The following is a 24,347-nucleotide window of genomic DNA, read 5'->3' as shown; positions in this document are numbered from 1 at the left end:
AAACAACGCCACCGTGAGGTGGCGTTGTTTTTTTACGGGCTAAACGGCGTCGTGACGCAGCTTGAATATCTGCACCGATTCCAGAAGCTGTTCTGCTTGTCGATGCATAGCCTGCGCTGCGGCGGCAGATTCCTGTGACAAGGTTGCGTTTTGCTGCGTGGCTGTATCCATGTGCGTCACTGCCACATTGACCTGATCGATACCCGTGCTTTGTTCATGGCTGGCATGCGAGATCGCTTCAATCAGTTCGCTCACCTTACTTACGCTATGCAGAATATCGGCCATCGCTGCACCGGCCTGCTGCACCTGCCCGTTCCCTTCATCAATTCGGTTAACAGAGCGGTCGATCAGAATACGGATATCTTTGGCGGCGGCAGCTGATCGTTGCGCCAGGGCGCGCACCTCTGCTGCAACGACGGCAAAACCGCGGCCTTCAGTACCTGCACGCGCCGCTTCAACTGCAGCGTTTAGCGCCAGGATATTGGTCTGGAAGGCAATACTGTCGATCATGCTGATGATGGAGTTGATCTCGCTGGAGAAATTATGAATTTCACTCATGGTGTGCATTGCACGTTCAACGGCTTCTTCTCCCTGGCGGGCTACCTGGCGGGCATTACGGGCAAGATCGCTGGCTGTGCGTGAATGTTCTGCATTGCTTTTTACAACTGACGTCAGCTCCTCCATGGATGCTGCGGTTTGTTCCAGGGCACTGGCCTGTGCTTCGTTGCGCGAGGAAAGCTCATGACTACCGCTGGCAATCTGCGCTGATGCGGTGGCGATGGTTTCGGTACCTTTTCGTACACCAGAGACAATGCGAGTGAGGTTGTCATTCATCTCCTGCAGAGCGCGCATGAGCTCAGCCGTTTCATCTCGACCGGCCACGGTAAAGCGGGACTGCAAATCACCGGCGGCAACGGTACGTGCTATGGTGACAGCTTGTGCCAGCGGAAGAGTAATGCTTCGAATCAGCCACCAGGTAATGAGCATCCCGGCGGCCAGTGTGAGAACCATTGCCAGTATCAGCATCCATTTCGTTTTCTGGTACTGCGCCTCGTTTATGGCGATGGTCTGCTCATGAATAGCCTGGGCATGCTGCAGCGTATGGGCCACAACGTTGTCGATCATCTTTGTCGGCTCGCGGTCAATCCCTGTAACCTGTTTGTCCACTCGCTGGGCGCTGGTGGGATCTCCCACCTGGTAGGTAGCCAGTGCCGCCAGGTATTTCTGTTCCAGCCCGGCGTGGATGTCGCGCGTTGCCAGAACTTGTCGATTATCCATGCCAATTTTCGGCAGAAGCTCACTTAGCCGGGTCAGTAGTGCCTGCGTGTTCTGACTTTCTGCGACAAAGGCCTTTTTGTATTTATCGAACGCTTCTTGTCCCTGAGCACCACGAATCAGGGTGTTCTTCCACTCCTGGACCTGAATTTTGAATTGTACCTGAGCATTGCGGGCGGTATCGATGCTGCTGGTGATGGTCTGTTCCATGGCCATAATCTGTTCGTTCTGCGCCTGACTGTCGCTATTGATCAGCAGGCCACGCAGGCCAATAAAAAGCGTTGCAAGCAACAGAAGCGACGCCAGAATGCCAAGTCGCTGTCCAATGGTGAGTGTGTTGAGTTTCATGATTTCCTGTTATGTGAAAACGCGATTGTGCTCATATCACGGGAGGTATCGACCTGCGGCAGGCAGACTTTAAAGGGGGAAGAGGGGATAGGGCAGGTAAAAAGCGATATCTAATTAATATTGCGAGATAAAATCTCTTTATGACGTTTTTGTGACAGTTTCAGGGTAACAAAAAGCCCCGGCATGCGGGGCTTTTTTTAATCGACAGTAAGAATTACTTCTTAGCAGCGCGTTCGAAAGAGGCGATGATTTCCGCTTTCGCTGCTTCTGCGTTGTCCCAGCCGTCAACTTTAACCCACTTGCCTTTTTCGAGGTCTTTGTAGTGCTCGAAGAAGTGAGTAATCTGCGCTTTCAGCAGCTCTGGTAGGTCGTTCACATCTTTGATGTGATCGTATTCTTTGCTCAGCTTGGTGTGCGGTACCGCAACCAGCTTCGCATCTTCACCGGATTCGTCGGTCATTTTCAGCACGCCAACGGGACGGCAGCGAATAACTGCGCCTGGCTGCAGTGGGTATGGCGTTGGGACCAGCACGTCAACCGGGTCACCGTCCAGAGACAGGGTGTGGTTGATGTAACCGTAGTTGCACGGATAGAACATCGCGGTAGACATGAAACGGTCTACGAACAGGGCGCCGCTCTCTTTGTCCACTTCGTATTTGATCGGATCTGCGTTAGCCGGGATTTCGATAACTACGTAGATGTCTTCTGGCAGTTCTTTACCCGCTGGGACGTTGAGTAAGCTCATGTCGGTGTCCTTTAAAATGGATGGTAAACAAGTGGCAGGTATTATAGCCAACTCGCGCTGAATGTCTCCGCCTGTTTTCGCCTTCTCTCCACGTTCTTCCCACTTTTCAGACCGATTCCATGACAGAAAAATCCATAAACTCAGCCGCATTTTTCATGGAGAAATGAAAGCGATTACAAACTTGTGATTAACGTTTTATTCACTTTTCTGAAGTGTGATGTAACGCAATTCGTTACATATTTCATGGGCTATAGTCATTCCGCAGAACATCTTTTAACCAACAATAACTCACCCTACGAGGACGTTCATATGTGGAAGCGCTTACTCCTGGTCACAGCCGTTTCGGCAGCCATGTCGTCTATGGCGATGGCCGCTCCCTTAACCGTAGGTTTTTCGCAAGTCGGCTCTGAATCTGGCTGGCGAGCGGCAGAAACCAACGTGGCGAAAAGCGAAGCTAAGAAACGCGGTATTACCCTGAAAATCGCCGATGGTCAGCAAAAACAAGAGAATCAGATTAAAGCCGTGCGCTCCTTTATCGCCCAGGGCGTGGATGCCATCTTTATTGCCCCCGTCGTGGCGACCGGCTGGGAGCCCGTCCTGAAGGAAGCGAAAGACGCTGAGATCCCGGTCTTCCTGCTCGATCGTTCCATCGACGTCAAAGACAAATCTCTCTATATGACCACCGTGACGGCCAACAACGTGCTGGAAGGGCAGTTAATTGGTGACTGGCTGGTAAAACAGGTCGACGGCAAGCCGTGTAACGTCGTTGAACTGCAGGGTACCGTCGGGGCGAGCGTGGCCATCGACCGTAAAAAAGGCTTTGCTGAAGCCATCGCGAAAGCGCCAAACATCAAGATTATCCGCTCTCAGTCCGGCGACTTTACCCGCAGCAAAGGTAAAGAGGTCATGGAGAGCTTCATTAAGGCTGAAAACAACGGCAAGAACATCTGCATGGTTTACGCCCACAACGATGACATGGTGATCGGTGCGATTCAGGCCATTAAAGAAGCGGGCCTGAAGCCGGGCAAAGATATCCTCACCGGCTCTATCGACGGCGTGCCGGACATCTACAAAGCGATGATCGACGGCGAAGCCAACGCCAGCGTGGAGCTGACGCCAAACATGGCGGGCCCGGCATTCGACGCGCTGGAGAAATTCAAGAAAGACGGCACGATGCCGGAGAAAGTGACGGTCACCAAGTCCACGCTCTACCTGCCTGATACGGCGAAAGAAGAGTTAGAGAAGAAGAAAAATATGGGCTACTAAGCTTGTCTGAACATGCCGGGTGGCGCTGCGCTTACCCGGCCTACGATACGCTCTTTTGTAGGCCGGATAAGCGTAGCGCCATCCGGCTTGATGCAGGGGGAAACCATGACCACTGAACAACACCAGGAAATCCTCCGCACAGAGGGCTTGAGTAAATTCTTTCCCGGCGTAAAGGCGCTGGATAACGTTGATTTCAGCCTGCGGCGCGGGGAGATCATGGCGCTGCTGGGCGAAAACGGCGCGGGAAAATCGACGCTGATTAAATCCCTGACCGGTGTTTATCACGCTGACCGCGGCACCATCTGGCTGGAAGGCAACGCCATTTCACCCAAAAACACCGCCCATGCCCAGCAGCTGGGGATCGGGACGGTCTATCAGGAAGTGAACCTGCTGCCGAATATGTCGGTGGCGGATAACCTGTTTATTGGCCGTGAGCCACGACGCTTTGGCCTGCTGCGCCGTAAAGAGATGGAGGCGCGGGCGACAACGCTGATGGAATCCTACGGCTTCTCCCTCGACGTCCGCGAGCCGCTGAACCGCTTTTCCGTGGCGATGCAGCAGATCGTCGCCATTTGTCGCGCGATCGATCTCTCCGCAAAGGTGCTGATCCTCGACGAACCCACCGCCAGCCTCGATACCCAGGAGGTGGAGATGCTCTTTACCCTGATGCGCCAGCTGCGCGATCAGGGCGTCAGCCTGATCTTCGTTACCCACTTCCTCGATCAGGTGTATGAGGTGAGCGACCGCATTACGGTGCTGCGCAACGGCAGCTTTGTCGGCTGCCGCGAAACCCGCGAGCTGCCGCAGATCGAGCTGGTCAAAATGATGCTGGGCCGTGAGCTGGAGACCAACGCCCTTCAGCGCGCGGGCCGCACGCTGCTGAGCGAGAAGCCGGTCGCCGCGTTCAGCGATTACGGTAAAAAAGGGGTCATCTCGCCGTTTAACCTTGAGGTGCGGCCAGGCGAAATTGTCGGGCTGGCGGGCCTGTTAGGCTCGGGTCGAACCGAGACCGCCGAGGTGATCTTCGGGATCAAGCCCGCCGACAGCGGCAGCGCGCTGATCAAGGGCAAACCGCAAACCCTGCGATCGCCGCATCAGGCTTCCTGTCTCGGCGTCGGCTTCTGCCCGGAGGACCGGAAAACGGACGGCATTATTGCCGCGGCCTCGGTGCGGGAAAATATCATTCTGGCGCTACAGGCCCAGCGCGGCTGGCTGCGGCCGATCCCTCGCAAAGAGCAGAACGCCATTGCCGAACGCTTTATCCGCCAGCTCGGCATCCGCACCCCGAGCGCGGAACAGCCCATTGAATTTCTCTCCGGCGGTAACCAGCAGAAAGTGCTGCTGTCGCGCTGGCTGCTGACCAAACCCCAGTTCCTGATCCTCGACGAACCGACCCGCGGCATTGACGTGGGGGCGCACGCCGAAATTATCCGGCTTATCGAGACCCTGTGCGCTGACGGTCTGGCGCTGCTGGTCATTTCGTCCGAGCTGGAAGAGCTGGTGGGTTATGCCGATCGCGTCATCATCATGCGCGATCGTAAACAGGTGGCAGAGATCCCGCTGGATAAGCTGTCCGTTCCGGCGATCATGAATGCCATCGCGGCATAAGGAGTGAATCGTGATGTCCCGTTCGCTTTCGCAAACCGGTGAGTCAAAGCGCCGCTTCAGCTGGCCGACCGGCACGCCGCAAATCGCGGCGCTGCTGGTGGTGCTGCTGGTTGATAGCCTGGTTGCCCCGCATTTCTTCCAGATCATCGTGCAGGATGGCCGCCTGTTTGGCAGCCCGATAGACATTTTAAACCGTGCCGCGCCCGTGGCGCTGCTGGCCATCGGGATGACGCTGGTGATCGCCACCGGCGGGATTGACCTCTCCGTCGGCGCGGTGATGGCTATCGCCGGGGCCACGGCCGCCTCCATGACCGTGGCCGGGCACAGCCTGCCGGTGGTCCTGCTGGCAGCCTTAGGTACCGGCGTGCTGGCCGGGTTATGGAACGGCATTCTGGTGGCGGTCCTGAAAATCCAGCCCTTTGTCGCCACGCTGATTTTAATGGTGGCCGGGCGCGGCGTCGCGCAGCTGATTACCTCCGGCCAGATTGTTACCTTCAACTCACCGAGCCTGGCGTGGCTCGGCAGCGGCAACCTTCTGTTCTTCCCGACGCCGGTGATTATTGCCCTGGTGACGTTAGTGGTGTTCTGGCTTTTCACCCGCAAAACGGCACTGGGCATGTTCATTGAGGCCGTCGGGATCAACATCCGCGCCGCGCGCAACGCCGGGGTCAACACGCGGCTGATGGTGATGCTGACCTACGTGCTGAGCGGTATCTGCGCCGCCATCGCCGGGGTGATCGTCGCAGCGGATATCCGCGGAGCCGATGCCAACAACGCCGGGCTCTGGCTGGAGCTGGATGCGATCCTGGCGGTGGTCATCGGCGGCGGGTCGCTGATGGGCGGACGATTTAACCTGCTGCTCTCGGTGATCGGCGCGCTGATCATTCAGGGCATGAACACCGGGATCCTGCTCTCCGGTTTCCAGCCGGAACTCAACCAGGTGGTGAAAGCGGTGGTCGTGCTCTGCGTGCTGATCGTCCAGTCGCCGCGCTTTGTCAGCATCATTAAGGGGATCCGTGGCCATGATAAAACGTAATTTACCGCTAATGATCACGCTGGGCGTGTTTGTGCTGGGCTACCTCTACTGTCTGACGCAGTTCCCCGGTTTTGCCTCGACGCGCGTGATCTGCAATATCCTGACCGATAACGCCTTTTTAGGCATCATCGCCGTCGGCATGACCTTTGTGATCCTCTCCGGCGGGATCGACCTCTCCGTCGGCTCGGTGATCGCGTTTACGGGCGTATTCCTCGCGAAAGCGATCGGCTTCTGGGGCATCTCACCGCTGGTGGCGTTTCCGCTGGTGCTGGTGATGGGCTGCGCGTTTGGCGCCTTTATGGGGCTGCTGATCGACGCGTTAAAGATTCCGGCGTTTATTATTACCCTCGCGGGAATGTTCTTCCTCCGTGGGGTGAGCTACCTGGTGTCGGAAGAGTCGATCCCGATTAACCATCCGGTGTACGACACGCTCTCCAGCCTGGCGTGGAAGATCCCCGGCGGCGGCCGCCTGAGCGCGATGGGGCTGCTGATGCTGGGCGTGGTCGTCATTGGCATCTTCCTTGCTCACCGTACCCGGTTTGGCAATCAGGTTTACGCCATTGGCGGCAACGCCACGTCGGCTAACCTGATGGGGATCTCGACCCGCAGCACCACCATCCGCATCTATATGCTCTCGACCGGCCTGGCGACGCTGGCAGGTATCGTCTTCTCGGTATACACCCAGGCGGGCTATGCCCTCGCAGGCGTGGGCGTTGAGCTGGATGCGATTGCTTCTGTGGTCATCGGCGGTACGCTGCTCAGCGGCGGCGTGGGGACGGTGCTGGGGACGCTGTTCGGCGTGGCGATTCAGGGGCTGATACAAACCTATATCAACTTTGACGGCACGCTCAGCTCGTGGTGGACGAAGATCGCCATCGGCATTCTGCTGTTTATTTTTATTGCCCTGCAGCGTGGTCTGACGGTGCTCTGGGAGAACCGTCAAAGCTCGCCTGTTACCCGCGTAAACACATCGGTAACAGAGCGATAACACGCTGAATTTGCTTAAAGTCTATACACTAAATCATTCAAGCTGCATCAAGGCGGCAAGTCTGAGAATCCCCAGGAGCTTACTTAGGTAAGTGACTGGGGTGAGCAGACGCAGCCAACGCAGAGGCAGCTTGAAGGATGACGTGTATAAACATTTTCCGGTAGAGGCCGATACTCTTCTTTTATGCCCAGAAATATCTCGCTACCGGAAATAATATCATGCTGAAAACGCTATCGATTCGTACCGGCTTGCTCTCTTTACTGGCCGTTATGACCCTTCTGCTGCTGATTGTCAGCGGCATTGGCATTTATGCCCTCACACAGAGTTCTTCTTCGCTGCAGCGTATTAATCACCTTCAGGGTGAGCAGATGGTGCAGCTTAATTCAGGCTATACGCTGATCCTGCGCGCGCGCAATGAAGCGGGTCAGGCCGTCCGCATGATGGAAATCGGCATGCTGGACGATGCGGCCAACGCGGTAAAAAACATCAACCAGGAAGTCGCTCTGGCCCAGAAAACGCTGAAGGGCGTGATCGACGGCGGCGTGGCTGACGAGCAGGGGCAACAGCTGCTCAATAAGGTGGCGGCCAGTCTGGGGGCGTATACCCAGCAGGGGATCAACCCGATGCTGAAAACCCTCAATGACCAGAGCGCGGACGGGTATTACGATCTGCTGGAGAAGACGCTGATCCCGCTGGCGTCAACGTTCGATAATGACATGCAGGCGTTTCAGAAATGGAGCGAAGCGCGAGGTCTGGCGGAAGTGAGTGCCGTGCAGGCGAGCAAAACCCACGTCCTGATCCTGATTATCGTCGCAGCGCTGCTGACGGCGGGCATTATTGTGCTGGCCTGGCTGGCGCTGCGCCATATGCTGCTCAAGCCGCTCTCGGCGTCGATTGCTCAACTGGAGAATGTGGCAGCGGGCGATTTAACCCATACGCTGGCTGCGCCCGCGAGCCAGGAGTTTAACCGCCTTAACGCGGTGATAGAGGAGATGCGTCAGTCGCTGATGAACTCGGTTCTGCGGGTACGCGATGCCAGCGCGCAGATTGACACCGGCAGCCGCGAGCTGACGCTGGGAAACCGCGATCTCGCCGAGCGTACGGAATCCACCGCCACGTCGCTGGAGCAGACGGCGGCCAGCATGGAACAGATCACCGCCACGGTGAAGCTCAACGCCGATAACGCCGAGCAGGCGCACCAGCTGGCGAAATCGGTGTCCGACACGGCCGATCACGGCAGTGAAATGGTCTGCTACGTGATTGAAAAAATGCGCGATATCTCCGGCAGTTCGGCGCGTATCGCTGACATCCTGAGCGTCATCGACGGCATTGCCTTCCAGACCAATATTCTGGCGCTTAACGCCTCCGTGGAAGCGGCGCGTGCGGGCGAGCAGGGGCGCGGTTTTGCCGTCGTCGCGGGCGAGGTGCGCAACCTTGCCAGCCGCAGCGCCGACGCGGCGAAAGAGATTCGAACGCTTATCGGCGACTCGCAGACCCACGTTAACGAGGGCAGCGAGCTGGCCCAGCAGGCTGGCGAAACGATGGACGAGATCGCAACCGAAGTGCTGCGTATGACCAAACTGATGCGTGAGATTGCGACCGCGTCTCATGAGCAGAGCCGCGGCATTGAGCAGGTGAATATTGCGGTGAATCAGATGGACGAAACCGCGCAGCAGAATGCGGCGCTGGTGCAGCAATCCTCCGCCGCGACCCGCTCCCTTGAGGAGCAGTCGCGTCAGCTGATGGAAGCCATGTCATCATTCAAAGTGACGACTCAGAACGCGGCATAATATTACCCAGCCCCGGTACGTTCTGTGCCGGGGTTTTATTCCTTCCGGAATTAAGCGCCCCGATATTATCGTGAATTTCACCCATTAATATTTCCAGCGAGCTGGTTAAGGCTAACGCTTTTTCAGTCGGTTCAAGATATAAACCTTTACGGAAAAATAACGGCTCATCAAAGAGTTGATTAAAACGCTTTAATGCCAGACTCACCGCAGGACGGGACATCTCCAGACGCAAAGAGGCCTTTGCCATGCTGCCGCAGCGGACGATTTCAATAAATACAGGGATAAGATTTAAATCAATACCGGTATTAGCACGGGAATAATTTTTCATTGCGATTCTGCTCCACGAAATATCTGTCAAACTGTTATGGAAATAATGCAGGAGCAGTGGCGAAGATTAAAGCATGTTTTTTATAAACACTTATACGGTAAAATATATAAATGACCAGGGGAGCCGGATCGGCTCCCCTGAAGAGAGGGATTATGCGTCCGGGTATTCACGGATGAAACGTTCGACGTCTTCAACCATGTGGTTGTTGCCGACGAAGAATGAACGGCGCTGGTGAAGGCTTTCTGGCACGATCTCCAGAATACGCTCTTTACCGTCGCTCGCCTTGCCGCCCGCCTGTTCGGCAAGGAACGCCATCGGGTTGCATTCGTACAGCAGACGCAGTTTCCCGTCCGGGTGGCTGGCGGTGCTTGGGTAGAGGTAGATGCCGCCTTTCAGCAGGTTACGGTGGAAATCCGCGACCAGGGAGCCAATATAGCGGGACGTGTAAGGGCGCTGCGTCGCTTTATCTTCTTCCTGGCAGAATTTGATGTACTTCTTCACGCCGTTCGGGAAGCGGATGTAGTTGCCTTCGTTGATGGAGTAGGTGTTACCCTTCTCCGGGAAGCGCATGCGTTCCTGGCTCAGACAGAAAACGCCCAGGGAAGGATCGTACGTAAAGGCGTGCACTCCACACCCGGTGGTGTACACCAGCATGGTGGAAGAGCCATAAACCACGTAACCGGCAGCAACCTGATTAATGCCCGGCTGCAGGAAATCTTCTTCGGTCACCGGCGTGCCAACAGGCGTGACGCGGCGGTAGATGGAGAAAATGGTACCGACAGAAACGTTAACGTCGATGTTGGAGGAGCCGTCGAGCGGATCCATCAGAACAACGTATTTCGCGTGTTCACACCCTTCGAAAACAACAATTTCATCTTCTTCTTCGGAGGCGATACCCGCAACGATGTCGCGCGCGCGCAGTGCAGCTTTCAGTTTTTCATTTGCGAACAGATCGAGTTTCTGCTGAACCTCGCCCTGAACGTTCTCGGCACCGCTGGCACCCAGGATATCGACCAGACCGGCCTTGTTGATATCACGGTGGATGATCTTAGCGCCCAGCTTTATTGCCGACAGCAAAGCAGTGAGTTCACCGGTAGCATGAGAGAACTCGTGCTGCTTTTCGACAATAAATTCACCTAACGTTTTCATAACACTTTCCCTGCATCTTTGTGAGTAGAGCGATTGTATGTTCACTAAAACGACTAAAGCCCAACAATCTTAACAAATATTCAAATAGTAGCGCAGAGGTGAATCGCGCCAGCAGGATACGGATTTTCCTGAAATGCGTTTCACACCCGCTGACATGTGAGTAAAATGTGCGCCACATTGAAGAAGGATAGTGACGTATGCGCATTCATATATTGGGGATTTGTGGCACTTTCATGGGCGGACTGGCAATGCTGGCGCGCTCGCTGGGCCATGAGGTGACAGGTTCGGACGCCAATGTGTATCCGCCAATGAGCACACTTCTGGAGAAACAGGGCATAGCTTTAATTCAGGGCTACGATGCCAGCCAGCTGGATCCTGAGCCGGATCTGGTGATCATTGGCAACGCCATGACCCGCGGCAACCCGTGCGTTGAGGCGGTACTGGAACGCAATATTCCGTTCATGTCCGGCCCGCAGTGGCTGCATGACTTCGTCCTGCGTGACCGCTGGGTGGTTGCCGTTGCCGGTACCCATGGCAAAACGACCACCGCCGGCATGGCGACCTGGATCCTCGAAGCCTGCGGCTATAAGCCGGGCTTCGTCATCGGCGGCGTACCGGGCAACTTTGACGTTTCTGCGCGCCTGGGGGACAGCCCGTTCTTTGTGATCGAAGCCGACGAGTATGACTGCGCGTTCTTCGACAAGCGCTCTAAGTTCGTGCATTACTGCCCGCGCACGCTGATCCTCAATAACCTTGAGTTTGACCACGCGGATATTTTTGACGACCTGAAGGCCATTCAGAAACAGTTCCACCACCTGGTGCGCATAGTTCCAGGCCAGGGCCGCATCATCCTGCCGGAAAACGACATTAACCTGAAGCAGACCCTGGCAATGGGCTGCTGGAGCGAGCAGGAGCTGGTGGGCGAGCAGGGCCACTGGCAGGCGAAGAAACTCAATGCCGATGCCTCCGAGTGGGAAGTGCTGCTCGACGGTGAAAAGGTGGGTGAGGTGAAGTGGGGCCTGGTGGGCGAACACAATATGCACAACGGCCTGATGGCGATTGCTGCAGCGCGTCACGTGGGCGTTCAGCCTGCGGATGCGGCGAATGCGCTGGGCTCGTTTATCAATGCCCGTCGCCGTCTGGAACTGCGCGGTGAAGCTCACGGCGTCACCGTGTATGACGATTTCGCGCACCACCCAACGGCCATTCTGGCCACGCTTGCCGCCCTGCGTGGCAAAGTTGGCGGTACCGCGCGCATTCTGGCGGTGCTGGAACCACGCTCGAACACCATGAAGATGGGCATCTGCAAAGACGATCTCGCGCCGTCGTTAGGACGTGCCGATGAAGTCTTCCTGCTGCAGCCGCAGCATATTCCGTGGCAGGTCGCGGAAGTGGCCGATGCCTGCATTCAGCCGGCACACTGGAGCGCAGATGTGGATGCGCTCGCGGATATGGTGGTGAAAGCCGCTCAGCCTGGCGACCATATTCTGGTGATGAGCAACGGCGGTTTTGGTGGGATCCATCAGAAGCTGCTGGACGGGCTGGCGAAGAAAGCGGAAGCGGCCGCCGAGGCGTAAAAAAAAGCCCGGTGGCGCTCACGCTTACCGGGCCTACGTTCTTTTCCACCTCGCCCCTCCGGGGTGAGGGGAACGGATTACTCTTCGTTCTCAGACAGCTCGCGCAGATACTGGAAAATCAGGCGCGCAGACTTCGGCGGCTTATTCCCTTCTTTCTCTTTCTTCGCGTTGCGGATCAAGGAACGCAGCTGCTGGCGGTCGGCATCCGGCCACAGGTTCAGCACTTCCGGTACGGCGTCATCACCCTGTTCAATCAGACGATCGCGGATCTGCTCCAGCTTGTGGAACAGTGCAACCTGCTGGTTGTGGCGGTTTTTCAGCTTGTCCAGCGCCTGGCGGATCGGATCAACATCGCGCTGACGCAGCATTTTCCCGATAAGCTGAAGCTGGCGACGACGGCCTTCTTTTTTGATTTTCTGTGCCAGTTCAATGGCATCGCGCAGATCCTGGTCGAGCGGGATCTTATCCAGCGCGTTTTTACCCAGTTCTACCATTTCCGCGCCAAGCTGTTTTAACTCTTCGGCGTCACGTTTAATTTCACTTTTACTGACCCAGATGATCTCATCATCTTCGTCTTCGATGTCATCACCGGGAACGTCGTCGAGCCAGTCTTCGGGCTGCTTAGTCATGTCAGGCTCCTTAAAAAAAGAGGCTAATGTTACCAGTTAAGACGCGCACTGAAAAACGGTTCTCTGTTAGACTTCAGTTAACTCTCTCTTACAGTATGGCATTTGCGATGAAAGTAACCTCACAAGTTGAAGCGCAGCGTAAGATTCTGGAAGAAGCCGTCTCCACCGCGCTGATGCTTGCTTCAGAAAAATCAGATGGCGCCGAAGTGGCGGTCAGCAAAACCACCGGCATTAGCGTGAGCACCCGCTATGGCGAAGTGGAGAATGTTGAATTCAACAGCGACGGCGCGCTGGGTATCACGGTATACCACCAGAATCGCAAAGGCAGTGCGTCATCCACCGATCTCAGTCCGGATGCCATCGCCCGTACGGTGCAGGCCGCGCTGGATATCGCCCGTTACACCTCGCCGGATCCTTACGCCGGCGTGGCGGATAAAGATCTGCTGGCGTTTGACGCGCCGGATCTCGATCTGTTCCACCCGGCAGAAGTCACGCCGGACGAAGCGATCGAACTGGCTGCCCGCGCCGAGCAGGCGTCCCTGCAGGCCGACAAGCGCATCACCAATACCGAAGGCGGCAGCTTTAACAGCCACTACGGCATCAAAGTCTTTGGCAACAGCCACGGCATGCTGCAGGGCTACTGCTCTACCCGCCACTCGCTCTCCAGCTGCGTCATCGCCGAAGAGAACGGTGACATGGAGCGCGACTACGCCTACACCATTGGCCGCGCGCTGGGGGATTTGCAGTCTCCGGAGTGGGTAGGAAAAGAGTGTGCCGAACGCACGCTGTCTCGCCTGTCGCCGCGTAAACTCTCCACCATGAAAGCGCCGGTGATTTTTGCCAATGAAGTGGCGACCGGTCTGTTTGGCCATCTGGTGGGCGCGATTGCGGGCGGCTCCGTTTACCGTAAATCAACCTTCCTGCTCGACTCGCTGGGCAAGCAGATCCTGCCGGAATGGCTGACCATCGAAGAACATCCGCACCTGCTGAAAGGGCTGGCCTCCACGCCGTTCGACAGCGAAGGCGTGCGCACCGAGCGTCGTGACATTGTCAAAGACGGCGTGCTGACCCAGTGGCTGCTGACCAACTACTCTGCGCGCAAGCTGGGGCTGAAAAGCACCGGGCACGCGGGCGGTATTCACAACTGGCGCATTGCCGGGCAGGGCCTCAACTTTGAGCAGATGCTGAAGGAGATGGGCACCGGTCTGGTGGTGACCGAGCTGATGGGTCAGGGCGTCAGCGGCATCACCGGAGACTACTCTCGCGGTGCGGCGGGCTTCTGGGTGGAAAACGGTGAAATCCAGTATCCAGTGAGCGAAATTACCATCGCTGGCAATCTGAAGGATATGTGGCGCAATATCGTTACGGTCGGTAACGATATTGAAACACGCAGCAATATACAGTGTGGTTCTGTATTACTTCCGGAAATGAAAATCGCCGGACAATAAAGATAGCGTTTTGTTAATAATAAAAAAGGAAGTGAGCAATGCGTAAACATCTGTTAGCGATCGTCGCAGCTTCAACGCTGGTTCTTGGTTCTTCTGCGTTTGCTGCCGATCTTGAAGACGACATGGGCATCCTCGGTCAAAACCTGAAGGTGGTGCAGAAAACCGACAATGCGGCGGAAATGAAAGACGCGCTGACCAAAATGCGTGAAGCGGCGCTGGACGCCCAAAAAGCGACGCCGCCAAAGCTGGAAAGCAAAGCGGCAGACAGTGCAGAGATGAAAGACTACCGCCACGGCTTTGACGTGCTGGTCGGCCAGATCGACGGCGCGCTGAAGCTCGCTAACGAAGGCAAAGTGAAAGAGGCCCAGGCGGCGGCCGAGCAGTTTGTGACCACGCGCAACACGTATCACAAAAAGTATCGTTAATTGGGTGCCTGAGCTGTACGTCCTTCCCCGTATGCGGAGGCGCATGACGCGCCCCCGCATCCTTGCTCCCTACTTGCCGGAGCGACAATCCATCCGCGCTGTCACTTCAAGCGAGCCGTTTCGAAAACGGATTTCGCACAGTGTTTTCCTCGTCACCAGCGTTAAGATGATTATTGTCAAAGCAATAATCATCAAAACCCCGATACTTGGGTTTCTGCGTTTCATGGATGCCTCCTTGCTGTAAAGCGGGCGAGGTAGCAAACATCACGTGGCTAGACGTGTCGTTTACAGCCCCGTCCTGATTTAAATTCAGGTAGGGGCTTTCCACTTTCCGTCCCATGCCTGAGACGGTCAGTCTCAAGCACCCGTCGCCACTCTAGCGAATCCCCATAAGAAAACCTTATCCACGTCACATTTCTACGAGCCTGCTCGGAATCTTTTCCACTCTGCTTACCCATTCGTTGCCGCGTAATAGCGTGATATTCATCACGCGAATGCATCGATTTATCCAGATTCGGCGCATTTATGTGGCACAGATCACTGCTGCGGCTCGCCTTTCCACTTCGAAGTGGAAAACAACTCGCTACAAACCCGTCCCTCCCACCGTTAGTTTTAATCCAGAGCCATTAACGGGGTAAGACCAGTGATTAACGGAGCGGTAATGAACGACGTTGGGGAACAGGCGGTGCAAACAGATCAACTCGCAAACACCATGCTGCAGCAGGTCTATGCCCTGCTGGCCCGGCACAACATCATCCCCAATGCAGTACAGGAGCAGATGCTCACCTCCCACGTGCGCGCCATGGCGCACCGGTCCGTGACCGGCGAGCCGCTGCCGGAGGTTGAAGCAGAGCTGTTTGACGAAATTTCACCGGATTCAATGCGGCTTGCCCGTGAAGTGGTCGCGCAGTTTGGCAACCTTCCTGATGAAGAAGCCTGGCTGCTCTCCGTTCACTTTGAAGTCGCAAAAGACAACCTTTAAGGAGCAACACATGGAACAGATTACAGTCGTGATTGGCGATCGCCTGGGTAAAGGTCAGAAAGTGGCTGCCGGTGTGGAAAAAGCAGGTGGACGCGCGGTGGTTGTGCCGGGCATGGCGGCAGACATGAAGCTGGGCGACGTAATGAAAGCGGAAAACGCCACCTTCGGCATCTCCTTCTGCGGCAGCGGCGGCGCGGGTGCCATCACCGCCCAGACCAAGTATGGCTACAAAGCCAAATACGGCATGCGTTCCGTGGAAGAGGGCGTGACCGCCATCAACGAAGGCTGCAACGTGCTGGGCTTTGGCTTTATGGATAAAGAAGAGCTTGGCGAGCGTCTGGTACAGGCGTGGCAGAAGAAATACGGCGCATAAGCATGAAAGAACAGTTCACAACCACGGTGAGAGTGAAGGGGAAGGGCGACGCCAAAGCGCGCGCCTTTGCCGACGCGCTCAACCACGTTCAGGCCGCGGTGATGAAAGCCTCACCGCATATCTTACTGCGTATTGAGCCACAGGATGTGCAGGTCGTTCAGGCGCAAGAAGCGGTGCGTAAAGAAGCGTTTCTGTTCTTCTTTCTGCGCCGGGAAAGACGCACCTACAGCGTGGAGCTGGATGTGACCGTCAACGTGACAGCCATCAATCTCGACCAGGTGGATTTCGTCACGCAACGCTGATTATTCATAAAAGGGCAGACTGATGTTCTTAATTATATTAATAAAATCGCTCATCATTGGCGGCCTGGTTGGCGTCGGTGTGGGCGCCGGGGCTGCACGCATGTTTCATGCGCCTACCACTCAGGGTATGGGCGCGTTTCGTACGTTGGGGGAACTGAACTCCTGTGAAGGGGATCCGGCGTCCCACTTCTCCTTTGGGTTAGGTTTCTTCTTTAACGCCTGGGCCTCTTCCGTGGCCGCAGGGGCTTTCACACAGGACGTTGACCACCGCATCATCCCGAACTGGGGTGCGGCTGCACTGATGATCAAAAACCGTAACGTCGGCGAAACGCTGCACGATCCGCGCAAAATGGCGATTGCCTGCGGCGTGATCGGCATGATCGTCGTGACCTTCCTTAACCTGACCGCCTCCTCCGTTCCCGCTGCGCTTCAGGTCACCGCCGTGAAGGTGCTGGTGCCGGCGGCAAACCTGCTGGTGAACACCGTGATGCCGGTGATCTTCTGGCTGGCGGCCATCGATGCGGGTAAAAAATCGGGCTTCTGGGCCACCATCTTCGGCGGCGCGGCGCAACTGATTATGGGCAACGCCGTACCGGGCCTGGTGCTGGGGATCCTGATCGGGAAAGGCGTGGAAGAGAGCGGCTGGAACCACGTCACCAAAGTGATGATGGCGGCTATCGTGCTGCTCTTCGTGCTGAGCGGCTTCTTCCGCGGCTTCGACATGAAGATGATCGAATCCTTCCATCTGACCGTGCCGAACTGGCTCGACATGATCCACAACTCGCTCAGCGGTAAATAACAGGAGCCTCTAAATGGAACAGAATAAAGGTTTTTGGTATGCCGACTGGTCGTTCCCGATCTTCGTTGGCCTGCTCTCCTCCGGCGTGTTTGCCGGGACGCACATGTACTACCTCTACGGCATCGGCGCGTTTAACGAAGTGGCCTTCGTGGCGATGCTGAAAGCGGGCATTGATACCGGCGTTTACGGCGCGGTGGCAGCGTTTGGCGCGAGCTTCCTGTTCGCCCGTATTATCGAAGGGTCGCTGGTCGGTATTCTTGATATCGGCGGGGCGATCCAGACCGGCGTAGGCCTCGGCGTACCGGCGCTGCTGCTGGGCGCGGGGATCATGTTCCCGGTGACCAACTTCATCGCTTCGCTGATCACCGGCCTGGTGATTGGTCTGGCGATTGGCTACGTCATCATCCTGGCGCGTAAGTTCACCATCAACCAGAGCAACTCCACCTACGGCGCAGACGTGATGATGGGCGCGGGCAACGCCTCCGGCCGCTTCCTCGGGCCGCTGATTATCCTCAGCGCCATGACCGCCTCCATTCCAATCGGCGTCGGCTCGCTGGTGGGCGCGCTGCTGTTCTACATCTGGCAGAAGCCGATTACCGGTGGCGCTATCCTCGGCGCGATGATTCTGGGCTGGCTGTTCCCGGTTGCCCTTTAATACCCGCGGGCGCGCTGGCGCCCGCCTTATCAGGAGATCCTCATGTTTGATTTACTCCTGCGCTGTGCGCGCCTCACCGACGATACCCTGACCGATATCGCCATTCAGGACGGGAAAATCGCGGCGCTGGGCGAGATTAACGCGCCCGCGCATAAAACGGTTGAGCTGAACGGTGAAGTGTTCGTCAGCGCAGGCTGGATTGACTCCCACGTACACTGCTACCCGAACTCCCCGATTTACCACGACGAACCCGACAGCGTGGGCGTTGCCACCGGCGTCACCACCGTAGTGGACGCGGGCAGCACCGGCGCCGACGACGTGGATGATTTCTATGAGATCACCCGCAAGGCCTCCACCGAGGTTTTTGCTCTGCTGAACATCTCCCGCGTAGGGCTGATTGCCCAGAACGAGCTGGCCAATATGGCCAATGTTGATGCCGACGCGGTGAAGCAGGCGGTGAAGCGCCACCCTGATTTTATCGTCGGCCTGAAGGCGCGTATGAGCAGCAGCGTGGTCGGTGAAAACGGCATCACGCCGCTGGAGCGCGCGAAAGCGATTCAGAAAGAGAACGGCGACCTGCCGCTGATGGTGCACATCGGCAACAACCCGCCAAATCTCGATGAAATCGCCGAACTCCTGAGTTCGGGCGACATCATCACCCACTGCTACAACGGCAAGCCTAACCGCATTCTGACGCCCTCGGGCGAGCTGCGCGCCTCCATTTCCTCTGCCCTGAAGCGCGGCGTGCGTCTGGACGTGGGGCACGGCACGGCGAGCTTTAGCTTTGAGGTGGCAAAACGCGCCATCGCGATGGGCATTCTGCCGCACACCATCAGCTCAGATATCTACTGCCGCAACCGCATCAACGGCCCGGTAGGCTCGCTGGCAAGCGTGATGTCGAAGTTTCTCGCCATCGGCATGTCATTGCCGCAGGTGATTGACTGCGTCACGGCGAACGCCGCCGACGGCCTGCGCCTGACGCGCAAGGGCCGCATTCAGCCGGGTCTCGACGCCGACCTGACGCTATTCATCCTCAAACGTCAGCCGACGGTGCTGACGGATGCCGAAAACGACAGCCTGCAGGCTGAACACATTCTGGTGCCGCTTGCCGCGATCCGCGCGGGCAAGGGCTACATGACCGAACAAGGGAGCACGGAAAATGCCTTCGATTTATGAGAAGTACCATTTAAAGCAGGTTATCAACACCTCTGGCCGCATGACGGCGCTGGGCGTCTCCACGCCGCGCCCGGAGGTGGTGCAGGCGGCGATGGACGGCATGAATCACTATTTCGAGATGAAGGATCTGGTCAATAAAACCGGGGAGTACATCGCGAAGCTGCTGGACGTGGAAGGGGCGACGGTCGTCTCCTGCGCGTCGGCGGGCATTGCCCAGTCCGTTGCGGCGGTGCTGGTCAAAGACAGCGACTGGCTGCTGGAAAATCTGCACGTTACCCCAATTGAGAACAACGAAATCGTCCTGCCGAAAGGCCACAACGTGAACTTTGGCGCGCCGGTGGGCACCATGGTAGCGCTGGGCGGCGGTAGGCTGGTGGAGGCGGGCTACGCCAACGAATGTTCTGCCGATCAGCTGGCGGCGGCGATCACCCCGCGCACGGCGGCGATCCTCTATATCAAATCTCACCACTGCGTGCAGAAAAGCATGCTCAGCGTCGAGCAGGCGGCCGTTGTTGCGCGTAAACACGACTTGCCGCTCATCGTCGATGCCGCGGCGGAAGAAGATCTGCATGTTTACTACCGCTCCGGTGCGGACCTGGTGATCTACAGCGGCGCGAAGGCGATCGAAGGCCCAACCAGCGGGCTGGTGATCGGCAAAACCCAGTATGTTGAGTGGGTCAAACGCCAGACGGCGGGGATTGGCCGCGCCATGAAGGTGGGTAAAGAGGGCATTCTTGGCCTGACCTGCGCCATCGAACACTATCTGACGGCCACCAAAGAGAGCGGCGCCGAGATGGTGGCGAAAATGACGCCGTTTATCGAGGCGCTCAACACCCTGAACGGTGTGACCGCGCGCGTGGTCTGGGACAGCGCCGGACGCGACATCGCCCGCACCGAGATTAAATTTGACGAAGCCACCACCGGCGTCGGCACGGGTGACCTGGTGGCGAAGCTGAAGCAGGGTGAATACGCCATTTACTTCCGTGGCTACAAGGCCAACGAAGGGATTATCGAAGCGGATGTGCGCAGCGTGAATGCTGATCAGCTGAACATCGTGTACCGCCGCATTAGCGAAGTGTTAGGACAGGAGAAAAACGCATGAAACTGACCCCCAACTTTTACCGTGACCGCGTCTGTCTGAACGTGCTGGCAGGGTCGAAAGCCAACGCCAGCGCCATCTACGAGGCGGCGGAAGGTCATGTGCTGGTGGGCGTGCTCTCCAAAAATTACCCGGACGTGGCCAGCGCGGTAGCGGATATGCGCGAGTACGCGGCGCTGATTGATAACGCGCTCTCCGTTGGGCTGGGCGCGGGCGACCCGAACCAGTCGGCGATGGTGAGCGAGATCTCCCGTCAGGTGCAGCCGCAGCACGTCAACCAGGTCTTTACCGGCGTGGCTACCAGCCGCGCGCTGCTGGGACAGAACGACTCCGTGGTCAACGGTCTGGTCTCCCCGACCGGCACCGTCGGGATGGTTAAAATCTCCACCGGCCCGCTGAGCAGCGCAGCGCCGGACGGCATCGTGCCGGTTGAAACGGCGATTGCCCTGCTGAAAGATTTCGGCGGCAGCTCTATCAAATACTTCCCGATGGGCGGCCTGAAGTGCCGTGACGAGTACAAAGCGGTGGCGGAAGCCTGCGCCCGTCACGACTTCTGGCTGGAGCCGACCGGAGGTATCGATCTGGAAAACTATGAGGAGATCCTGCAGATCGCCCTCGACGCGGGCGTGAGCAAAATCATCCCGCATATCTACAGCTCGATTATCGACAAAGCCAGCGGTGATACGCGTCCGGAAGATGTGCGTACCCTGCTGGCGATGACGAAGAAGCTGGTGAAGTAGAACTCACATATATACAGGAGCCACCATGCACACCCGTACCTTGCTTGTCGCTTCACTCTCGATGCTCGCCACCGCCGCTGTCGCCCAGACGCAATATGCCTGGGTGGGTACCTATAATCCGAACGGTGAAGGGTTGTACCGTTTTACTGTTAACCCGCAAACCGGCGCGCTGAACGATAAAACGCTGGTGAGCAAACTGCCGAATGCGGCGCAGTTGACCCTTTCACAGGACGGCAAAACGCTGTATCTGGCAAGTGAAGTGGAGCAGGGCGTGGTGCAGGCGCTGCGCGTCGGCGATAACGGTGAGCTGAGCGAGCTCAATCAGGTGGCCTCCGGCGGTGCCGGGCCGGTGTATCTCTCCCTGACGCCGAACGGCCAGCATCTGCTGGTGGCGAACTATGTCAGCGGCTCAATTGCCGTTTTACCCGTCAACGCAGACGGCAGCCTGGGTGAAGCCACGGACAAACATCAGGATCAAGGCGAACCGGGCGCGGCGAAGCCCGAAGCTGCTGCGGAGGGCAGTTTCGCGATCAGCGATCATAACGGCCCCCATGCGCACATGATCGCCGCCGATCCGAGCGGGAAGTACGTGTTTTCCACCGATCTGGGGCTGGATCGCATCTATCAGTACCGTTTTGACGATCGGACAGGAAAGCTGACGCCGAACGACCCGCCGTTTATCAGCGCCTCCTCGAAAGGCGCCGGGCCGCGCCACTTTGTCTTTACGCCGAAGGGCGATGCCCTGTGGCTGATTAACGAAGAGGCGTCTACGCTCACCCGGTATACCGTGAACGCCAACGGCACCCTGAAAGAGGATAAAACGGTCTCTGCTCTGCCGGAAGGTTACAAAGGCACCAGCTTTGCTGCCGGGCTCGCATTAAGCGCCGATGGCAGGCAGCTGTATGTGGCTAACCGTTTGCATAACAGCATCGGGCACTTTACCGTAACAGCAGAGGGCACGCTGACGCATCAGGATGACGTGTGGACGCGTGGTGATTATCCCCGCACCCTGACGCTCGATAAGCAGGGACGCTGGCTGTACGTCATGAACCAGCGCAGCGACAACATTACCCGTTTCCGCGTGGCGCAGGACGGGAAATTGAGCTTCGAACCGGACTATACCCCGGTCGGCAGCCCATCCCAGATGGTCATTTCACCTTAAGCTGTTAGAGGACAACGACGTGCGATTTCCGAACCAACGTTTAGCGCAACTTTTCGATCTGTTGCAAAACGAGACGCTGCCGCAGGACGAGCTGGCGCAGCGGCTGTCGGTCTCCACGCGAACCGTCCGTGCAGATATCACCGCCCTGAACGCGCTGCTGGCCAGCCACGGCGCGCAGTTTATCCTGAGCCGGGGAAACGGCTACCAGCTCAAAATTGAGGATGCCGAGCGCTATCAGCAGCTTCAGGCATCCCACCCGCGCGCGCTGCGTATCCCACGGACCGGGCCGGAGCGCGTGCATTATCTGGTGGTGCGTTTTCTCACCTCGGCGTTTTCGCTTAAGCTGGAGGATCTGGCGGACGAGTGGTTCGTCAGCCGCGCCACGCTTCAAAGCGACATGGCGGAGGTGCGCGAGTGGTTTCATCGTTACAACCTGACGCTGGAAACCCGTCCGCGCCATGGGATGAAGCTGTTTGGCAGCGAGATGTCGACCCGCGCGTGCCTGACCGATCTGCTCTGGGAGCTGGCGCAGCAGGACAGCCTGAACCCGCTGGTGACCGACGTGGCGCTGAATGCGGGCGTGGCGGAGCAGATGGTGCCGGTGCTGCACGACGCCTTGACGCGTCACCACATTCGCCTGACTGATGAAGGCGAGCTGTTCCTGCGCCTGTACTGCGCAGTGTCGGTACGTCGCATCAGCGAAGGTTATCCGCTGCCGGAATTCCATGCCGAAGACGTGGAAGAGAACGTGCGCGAGGCGGCGAAGGATATCGCGGTGACCATCCAGCAGCTGGCGGGCAAAACGCTTTCGCCGTCGGAGGAGAGCTGGCTGTGCGTGCACATTGCGGCGCGGCAGATCCAGGAGATCGCGCCCAGCGCGATTAATGCCGATGACGATGAAGCGCTGGTCAACTACATCCTGCGCTACATCAACACCCACTATAACTACAACCTGCTTAGTGACGCGCAGCTGCACGCGGATCTGCTGACGCATATTAAAACCATGATCACCCGCGTGCGGTATCAAATCATGATCCCCAATCCGCTGCTGGATAACATCAAGCAGCACTACCCAATGGCGTGGGACATGACGCTGGCCGCAGTGTCGAGCTGGGGCAAATACACGCCGTATGTGATCAGCGAAAACGAGATTGGTTTCCTGGTGCTGCATATTGGCGTCGGGCTGGAGCGCCACTACAACATTGGCTACCAGCGTCAGCCGCGCGTGCTGCTGGTATGCGACGCCGGTAATGCGATGGTGCGCATGATTGAGGCGGTGCTGCAGCGTAAATACCCGCAGATTGAGGTGACGCGCACGCTCACCCTGCGCGAGTACGAGCTGGCGGAAACGATTGGCGAAGACTTTGTGATCGCCACCGCCCGCGTCAGCGAAAAGTCAAAACCGGTGGTGATGATCGCCCCATTCCCGACCGACTATCAGTTAGAACAGATTGGCAAACTGGTGCTGGTGGACCGCACCCGCCCGTGGATGCTGGATAAATACTTCGACGCGGCCCATTTCCGCATTATCGACAAGCCGATCGATCAGCAGACCCTGTTCCGCGAGCTGTGTGAACAGCTTGAGGCCGAAGGCTTTGTTGGCGCGGAGTTTCTGGATTCGGTTGTTGAGCGTGAAGCTATCGTCAGCACCATGCTCGGCGACGGCATCGCGCTGCCGCACTCCCTCGGCCTGCTGGCGCAGAAAACGGTGGTCTACACCGTGCTGGCTCCGCACGGCGTGCAGTGGGGCGACGAAACCGCGCACGTCATCTTCCTGCTTGCCATCAGCAAAAGCGAATATGAAGAGGCGATGGCGATTTACGATATCTTCGTCACCTTCCTGCGCGAGCGGGCGATGTCACGTCTCTGTAGCTGCGAGGATTTTGCCGGATTTAAGGCGGTGGCGATGGAGAGTTTGAGTCGTTTTTGAGATAAGGGCGGATGGATAACATCCGCCTTTGATCAACGCAAATGATGCACAACCTGGTTGCTGCTGCCGCGCCAGATGAGCGCCGGGTCTTTTAAATCCTGCATGAACTTGCCGTCGACCAGCACGTTAATCAGATCCACGACTTCCATTTGCCGTGCATTCAGCTCATCCAGCTTGTAGCCTGTCCAGACCCAGATATCTTTTCCCGAGCACTCGCGGCGAATGCGCTTCACCAGCTTCAAAATATCCGGCACGTTTTGCGGATGCAGCGGATCGCCGCCGGAGAGCGAAATTCCCTGGCGGTGAATGCGCGTGTCGTTCAGGTCGCTGATGATTTTATCTTCCATCTCCGTGGTGAACGGCTTGCCGGAATTCAGGCGCCAGGTGCTTTTGTTGTAGCAGCCGGGGCATTCGTGGACGCAGCCTGAGACGAACAGGGTGCAGCGGGTGCCGGGGCCGTTGACGATGTCGACGGGGTAGTACTGGTGATAGTTCATCGCGAATAACCACGCCGGGG

Annotated in this window: 25 protein-coding genes; 18 read left to right on the top strand and 7 right to left on the bottom strand. The window is 57.4% G+C overall.

Annotated features, from left to right (window positions below):
* Positions 1–39: 39 nt before the first annotated feature.
* On the bottom strand, positions 40–1,623 hold the full coding sequence (locus ACMWJS_RS17970) for a methyl-accepting chemotaxis protein (RefSeq protein WP_262821442.1): 1,584 nt from the start codon (positions 1,621–1,623) through the stop codon (positions 40–42).
* 214 nt (positions 1,624–1,837) lie between these two features.
* Positions 1,838–2,368 (bottom strand): inorganic diphosphatase, encoded by a 531-nt coding sequence (gene ppa / locus ACMWJS_RS17965; RefSeq protein ID WP_008501423.1) that lies wholly within the window; start codon positions 2,366–2,368, stop codon positions 1,838–1,840.
* Between the two features lie 309 nt (positions 2,369–2,677).
* Between ppa and ytfQ the strand changes: the two genes are divergently transcribed.
* From ytfQ to ACMWJS_RS17940, 5 genes are all read left to right on the top strand, one after another.
* Complete coding sequence (gene ytfQ, locus ACMWJS_RS17960) at positions 2,678–3,634, top strand: galactofuranose ABC transporter substrate-binding protein YtfQ (RefSeq protein WP_257756240.1); 957 nt, start codon at positions 2,678–2,680, stop codon at positions 3,632–3,634.
* A gap of 105 nt (positions 3,635–3,739) precedes the next feature.
* Positions 3,740–5,242, top strand: a complete 1,503-nt coding sequence (gene ytfR / locus ACMWJS_RS17955; protein WP_045908045.1) for a galactofuranose ABC transporter, ATP-binding protein YtfR — start codon at positions 3,740–3,742, stop codon at positions 5,240–5,242.
* Positions 5,243–5,252: 10 nt separating this feature from the next.
* A complete protein-coding gene (ytfT, locus tag ACMWJS_RS17950; RefSeq protein ID WP_181575560.1) occupies positions 5,253–6,278 on the top strand; it encodes a galactofuranose ABC transporter, ATP-binding protein YtfT in 1,026 nt (341 codons plus the stop codon).
* Positions 6,265–7,266, top strand: a complete 1,002-nt coding sequence (yjfF, locus tag ACMWJS_RS17945) for a galactofuranose ABC transporter, permease protein YjfF (protein ID WP_021240694.1) — start codon at positions 6,265–6,267, stop codon at positions 7,264–7,266. The genes ytfT and yjfF overlap by 14 nt, the downstream gene beginning before the upstream one ends.
* Before the next feature lie 218 nt (positions 7,267–7,484).
* Positions 7,485–9,056 carry a methyl-accepting chemotaxis protein gene (locus ACMWJS_RS17940; RefSeq protein WP_248222623.1) on the top strand — a complete coding sequence of 524 codons (1,572 nt, stop codon included), beginning with the start codon at positions 7,485–7,487 and terminating at the stop codon, positions 9,054–9,056.
* On the opposite strand, the gene ACMWJS_RS17935 is transcribed toward ACMWJS_RS17940, so the two are convergent.
* Both ACMWJS_RS17935 and fbp read right to left on the bottom strand, forming a co-directional pair.
* Complete coding sequence (locus ACMWJS_RS17935) at positions 9,028–9,384, bottom strand: helix-turn-helix domain-containing protein (RefSeq protein WP_024907284.1); 357 nt, start codon at positions 9,382–9,384, stop codon at positions 9,028–9,030. The genes ACMWJS_RS17940 and ACMWJS_RS17935 overlap by 29 nt on opposite strands.
* A 150-nt stretch (positions 9,385–9,534) precedes the next feature.
* Entirely contained in the window at positions 9,535–10,533 is a 999-nt protein-coding gene (gene fbp / locus ACMWJS_RS17930; RefSeq protein ID WP_008501416.1) for a class 1 fructose-bisphosphatase, read from the bottom strand.
* A gap of 197 nt (positions 10,534–10,730) precedes the next feature.
* On the opposite strand from fbp, the gene mpl reads away from it, so the two are divergent.
* Positions 10,731–12,110 carry a UDP-N-acetylmuramate:L-alanyl-gamma-D-glutamyl-meso-diaminopimelate ligase gene (gene mpl / locus ACMWJS_RS17925; protein ID WP_023345313.1) on the top strand — a complete coding sequence of 460 codons (1,380 nt, stop codon included), beginning with the start codon at positions 10,731–10,733 and terminating at the stop codon, positions 12,108–12,110.
* Between the two features lie 77 nt (positions 12,111–12,187).
* On the opposite strand, the gene yjgA is transcribed toward mpl, so the two are convergent.
* Positions 12,188–12,739, bottom strand: coding sequence for a ribosome biogenesis factor YjgA (gene yjgA, locus ACMWJS_RS17920; RefSeq protein ID WP_008501414.1), 552 nt, complete (start codon positions 12,737–12,739; stop codon positions 12,188–12,190).
* Between the two features lie 95 nt (positions 12,740–12,834).
* On the opposite strand from yjgA, the gene pmbA reads away from it, so the two are divergent.
* Positions 12,835–14,187: a metalloprotease PmbA gene (pmbA, locus tag ACMWJS_RS17915; protein ID WP_032643854.1), complete on the top strand. Its 1,353-nt coding sequence runs from the start codon at positions 12,835–12,837 to the stop codon at positions 14,185–14,187.
* A 38-nt stretch (positions 14,188–14,225) separates the two neighbouring features.
* Positions 14,226–14,612 carry a cytochrome b562 gene (gene cybC, locus ACMWJS_RS17910; RefSeq protein ID WP_008501412.1) on the top strand — a complete coding sequence of 129 codons (387 nt, stop codon included), beginning with the start codon at positions 14,226–14,228 and terminating at the stop codon, positions 14,610–14,612.
* 69 nt (positions 14,613–14,681) lie between these two features.
* Here cybC and ACMWJS_RS17905 read toward each other — a convergent pair whose 3' ends face one another.
* Positions 14,682–14,837 (bottom strand): Hok/Gef family protein, encoded by a 156-nt coding sequence (locus ACMWJS_RS17905; protein ID WP_196347103.1) that lies wholly within the window; start codon positions 14,835–14,837, stop codon positions 14,682–14,684.
* 418 nt (positions 14,838–15,255) lie between these two features.
* On the opposite strand from ACMWJS_RS17905, the gene ACMWJS_RS17900 reads away from it, so the two are divergent.
* From ACMWJS_RS17900 to ACMWJS_RS17855, 10 genes are read left to right on the top strand one after another with little or no spacing between them, the layout of a single operon-like run.
* On the top strand, positions 15,256–15,594 hold the full coding sequence (locus ACMWJS_RS17900) for a glycine dehydrogenase (protein WP_090393028.1): 339 nt from the start codon (positions 15,256–15,258) through the stop codon (positions 15,592–15,594).
* A 10-nt stretch (positions 15,595–15,604) separates the two neighbouring features.
* Entirely contained in the window at positions 15,605–15,967 is a 363-nt protein-coding gene (locus ACMWJS_RS17895; RefSeq protein WP_023293430.1) for an SFCGS family glycine-rich protein, read from the top strand.
* Between the two features lie 2 nt (positions 15,968–15,969).
* Positions 15,970–16,269 carry a DUF4312 family protein gene (locus ACMWJS_RS17890; RefSeq protein WP_006810338.1) on the top strand — a complete coding sequence of 100 codons (300 nt, stop codon included), beginning with the start codon at positions 15,970–15,972 and terminating at the stop codon, positions 16,267–16,269.
* Between the two features lie 22 nt (positions 16,270–16,291).
* Positions 16,292–17,068 carry a DUF4311 domain-containing protein gene (locus ACMWJS_RS17885; protein WP_008501408.1) on the top strand — a complete coding sequence of 259 codons (777 nt, stop codon included), beginning with the start codon at positions 16,292–16,294 and terminating at the stop codon, positions 17,066–17,068.
* Between the two features lie 13 nt (positions 17,069–17,081).
* Positions 17,082–17,723 (top strand): DUF4310 family protein, encoded by a 642-nt coding sequence (locus ACMWJS_RS17880; protein ID WP_003856081.1) that lies wholly within the window; start codon positions 17,082–17,084, stop codon positions 17,721–17,723.
* A gap of 42 nt (positions 17,724–17,765) precedes the next feature.
* Entirely contained in the window at positions 17,766–18,899 is a 1,134-nt protein-coding gene (locus ACMWJS_RS17875; protein WP_262808864.1) for an amidohydrolase/deacetylase family metallohydrolase, read from the top strand.
* Positions 18,883–20,001, top strand: a complete 1,119-nt coding sequence (locus tag ACMWJS_RS17870; protein ID WP_045908053.1) for a DgaE family pyridoxal phosphate-dependent ammonia lyase — start codon at positions 18,883–18,885, stop codon at positions 19,999–20,001. The genes ACMWJS_RS17875 and ACMWJS_RS17870 overlap by 17 nt, the downstream gene beginning before the upstream one ends.
* Positions 19,998–20,738 carry a 2-dehydro-3-deoxy-phosphogluconate aldolase gene (gene dagF / locus ACMWJS_RS17865; RefSeq protein ID WP_023334305.1) on the top strand — a complete coding sequence of 247 codons (741 nt, stop codon included), beginning with the start codon at positions 19,998–20,000 and terminating at the stop codon, positions 20,736–20,738. The genes ACMWJS_RS17870 and dagF overlap by 4 nt, the downstream gene beginning before the upstream one ends.
* Positions 20,739–20,763: 25 nt before the next feature.
* On the top strand, positions 20,764–21,900 hold the full coding sequence (locus tag ACMWJS_RS17860; protein WP_262778607.1) for a lactonase family protein: 1,137 nt from the start codon (positions 20,764–20,766) through the stop codon (positions 21,898–21,900).
* 19 nt (positions 21,901–21,919) lie between these two features.
* Complete coding sequence (locus ACMWJS_RS17855) at positions 21,920–23,830, top strand: BglG family transcription antiterminator (protein WP_048225373.1); 1,911 nt, start codon at positions 21,920–21,922, stop codon at positions 23,828–23,830.
* Positions 23,831–23,862: 32 nt separating this feature from the next.
* Here the strand turns inward: ACMWJS_RS17855 and nrdG are convergent, their stop codons facing one another.
* Positions 23,863–24,327 (bottom strand): anaerobic ribonucleoside-triphosphate reductase-activating protein, encoded by a 465-nt coding sequence (nrdG, locus tag ACMWJS_RS17850; protein WP_334755776.1) that lies wholly within the window; start codon positions 24,325–24,327, stop codon positions 23,863–23,865.
* Positions 24,328–24,347 lie beyond the last annotated feature (20 nt).

Source organism: Enterobacter sp. HK-058-C-ECC, from assembly GCF_047531125.1.
GTDB lineage: Bacteria > Pseudomonadota > Gammaproteobacteria > Enterobacterales > Enterobacteriaceae > Enterobacter > Enterobacter quasiroggenkampii.
Note: the sequence above shows the minus strand (reverse complement) of the source record. Positions and strands in the feature narration are given on the sequence as shown.

What these genes read in the sequence shown, in the direction of transcription:
- ACMWJS_RS17935 (WP_024907284.1), bottom strand. Translation starts at nt 9,384, where the DNA reads ATGAAAAATTATTCCCGTGCTAATACCGGTATTGATTTAAATCTTATC.
- nrdG (WP_334755776.1), bottom strand. Translation starts at nt 24,327, where the DNA reads ATGAACTATCACCAGTACTACCCCGTCGACATCGTCAACGGCCCCGGC.
- dagF (WP_023334305.1), top strand. Translation starts at nt 19,998, where the DNA reads ATGAAACTGACCCCCAACTTTTACCGTGACCGCGTCTGTCTGAACGTG.
- ACMWJS_RS17970 (WP_262821442.1), bottom strand. Translation starts at nt 1,623, where the DNA reads ATGAAACTCAACACACTCACCATTGGACAGCGACTTGGCATTCTGGCG.
- ACMWJS_RS17940 (WP_248222623.1), top strand. Translation starts at nt 7,485, where the DNA reads ATGCTGAAAACGCTATCGATTCGTACCGGCTTGCTCTCTTTACTGGCC.
- ACMWJS_RS17885 (WP_008501408.1), top strand. Translation starts at nt 16,292, where the DNA reads ATGTTCTTAATTATATTAATAAAATCGCTCATCATTGGCGGCCTGGTT.
- ACMWJS_RS17880 (WP_003856081.1), top strand. Translation starts at nt 17,082, where the DNA reads ATGGAACAGAATAAAGGTTTTTGGTATGCCGACTGGTCGTTCCCGATC.
- ytfQ (WP_257756240.1), top strand. Translation starts at nt 2,678, where the DNA reads ATGTGGAAGCGCTTACTCCTGGTCACAGCCGTTTCGGCAGCCATGTCG.
- fbp (WP_008501416.1), bottom strand. Translation starts at nt 10,533, where the DNA reads ATGAAAACGTTAGGTGAATTTATTGTCGAAAAGCAGCACGAGTTCTCT.
- cybC (WP_008501412.1), top strand. Translation starts at nt 14,226, where the DNA reads ATGCGTAAACATCTGTTAGCGATCGTCGCAGCTTCAACGCTGGTTCTT.
- yjfF (WP_021240694.1), top strand. Translation starts at nt 6,265, where the DNA reads ATGATAAAACGTAATTTACCGCTAATGATCACGCTGGGCGTGTTTGTG.
- ppa (WP_008501423.1), bottom strand. Translation starts at nt 2,368, where the DNA reads ATGAGCTTACTCAACGTCCCAGCGGGTAAAGAACTGCCAGAAGACATC.
- ytfR (WP_045908045.1), top strand. Translation starts at nt 3,740, where the DNA reads ATGACCACTGAACAACACCAGGAAATCCTCCGCACAGAGGGCTTGAGT.
- yjgA (WP_008501414.1), bottom strand. Translation starts at nt 12,739, where the DNA reads ATGACTAAGCAGCCCGAAGACTGGCTCGACGACGTTCCCGGTGATGAC.
- ACMWJS_RS17870 (WP_045908053.1), top strand. Translation starts at nt 18,883, where the DNA reads ATGCCTTCGATTTATGAGAAGTACCATTTAAAGCAGGTTATCAACACC.
- ACMWJS_RS17875 (WP_262808864.1), top strand. Translation starts at nt 17,766, where the DNA reads ATGTTTGATTTACTCCTGCGCTGTGCGCGCCTCACCGACGATACCCTG.
- ACMWJS_RS17905 (WP_196347103.1), bottom strand. Translation starts at nt 14,837, where the DNA reads ATGAAACGCAGAAACCCAAGTATCGGGGTTTTGATGATTATTGCTTTG.
- mpl (WP_023345313.1), top strand. Translation starts at nt 10,731, where the DNA reads ATGCGCATTCATATATTGGGGATTTGTGGCACTTTCATGGGCGGACTG.
- pmbA (WP_032643854.1), top strand. Translation starts at nt 12,835, where the DNA reads ATGGCATTTGCGATGAAAGTAACCTCACAAGTTGAAGCGCAGCGTAAG.
- ACMWJS_RS17890 (WP_006810338.1), top strand. Translation starts at nt 15,970, where the DNA reads ATGAAAGAACAGTTCACAACCACGGTGAGAGTGAAGGGGAAGGGCGAC.
- ACMWJS_RS17860 (WP_262778607.1), top strand. Translation starts at nt 20,764, where the DNA reads ATGCACACCCGTACCTTGCTTGTCGCTTCACTCTCGATGCTCGCCACC.
- ACMWJS_RS17895 (WP_023293430.1), top strand. Translation starts at nt 15,605, where the DNA reads ATGGAACAGATTACAGTCGTGATTGGCGATCGCCTGGGTAAAGGTCAG.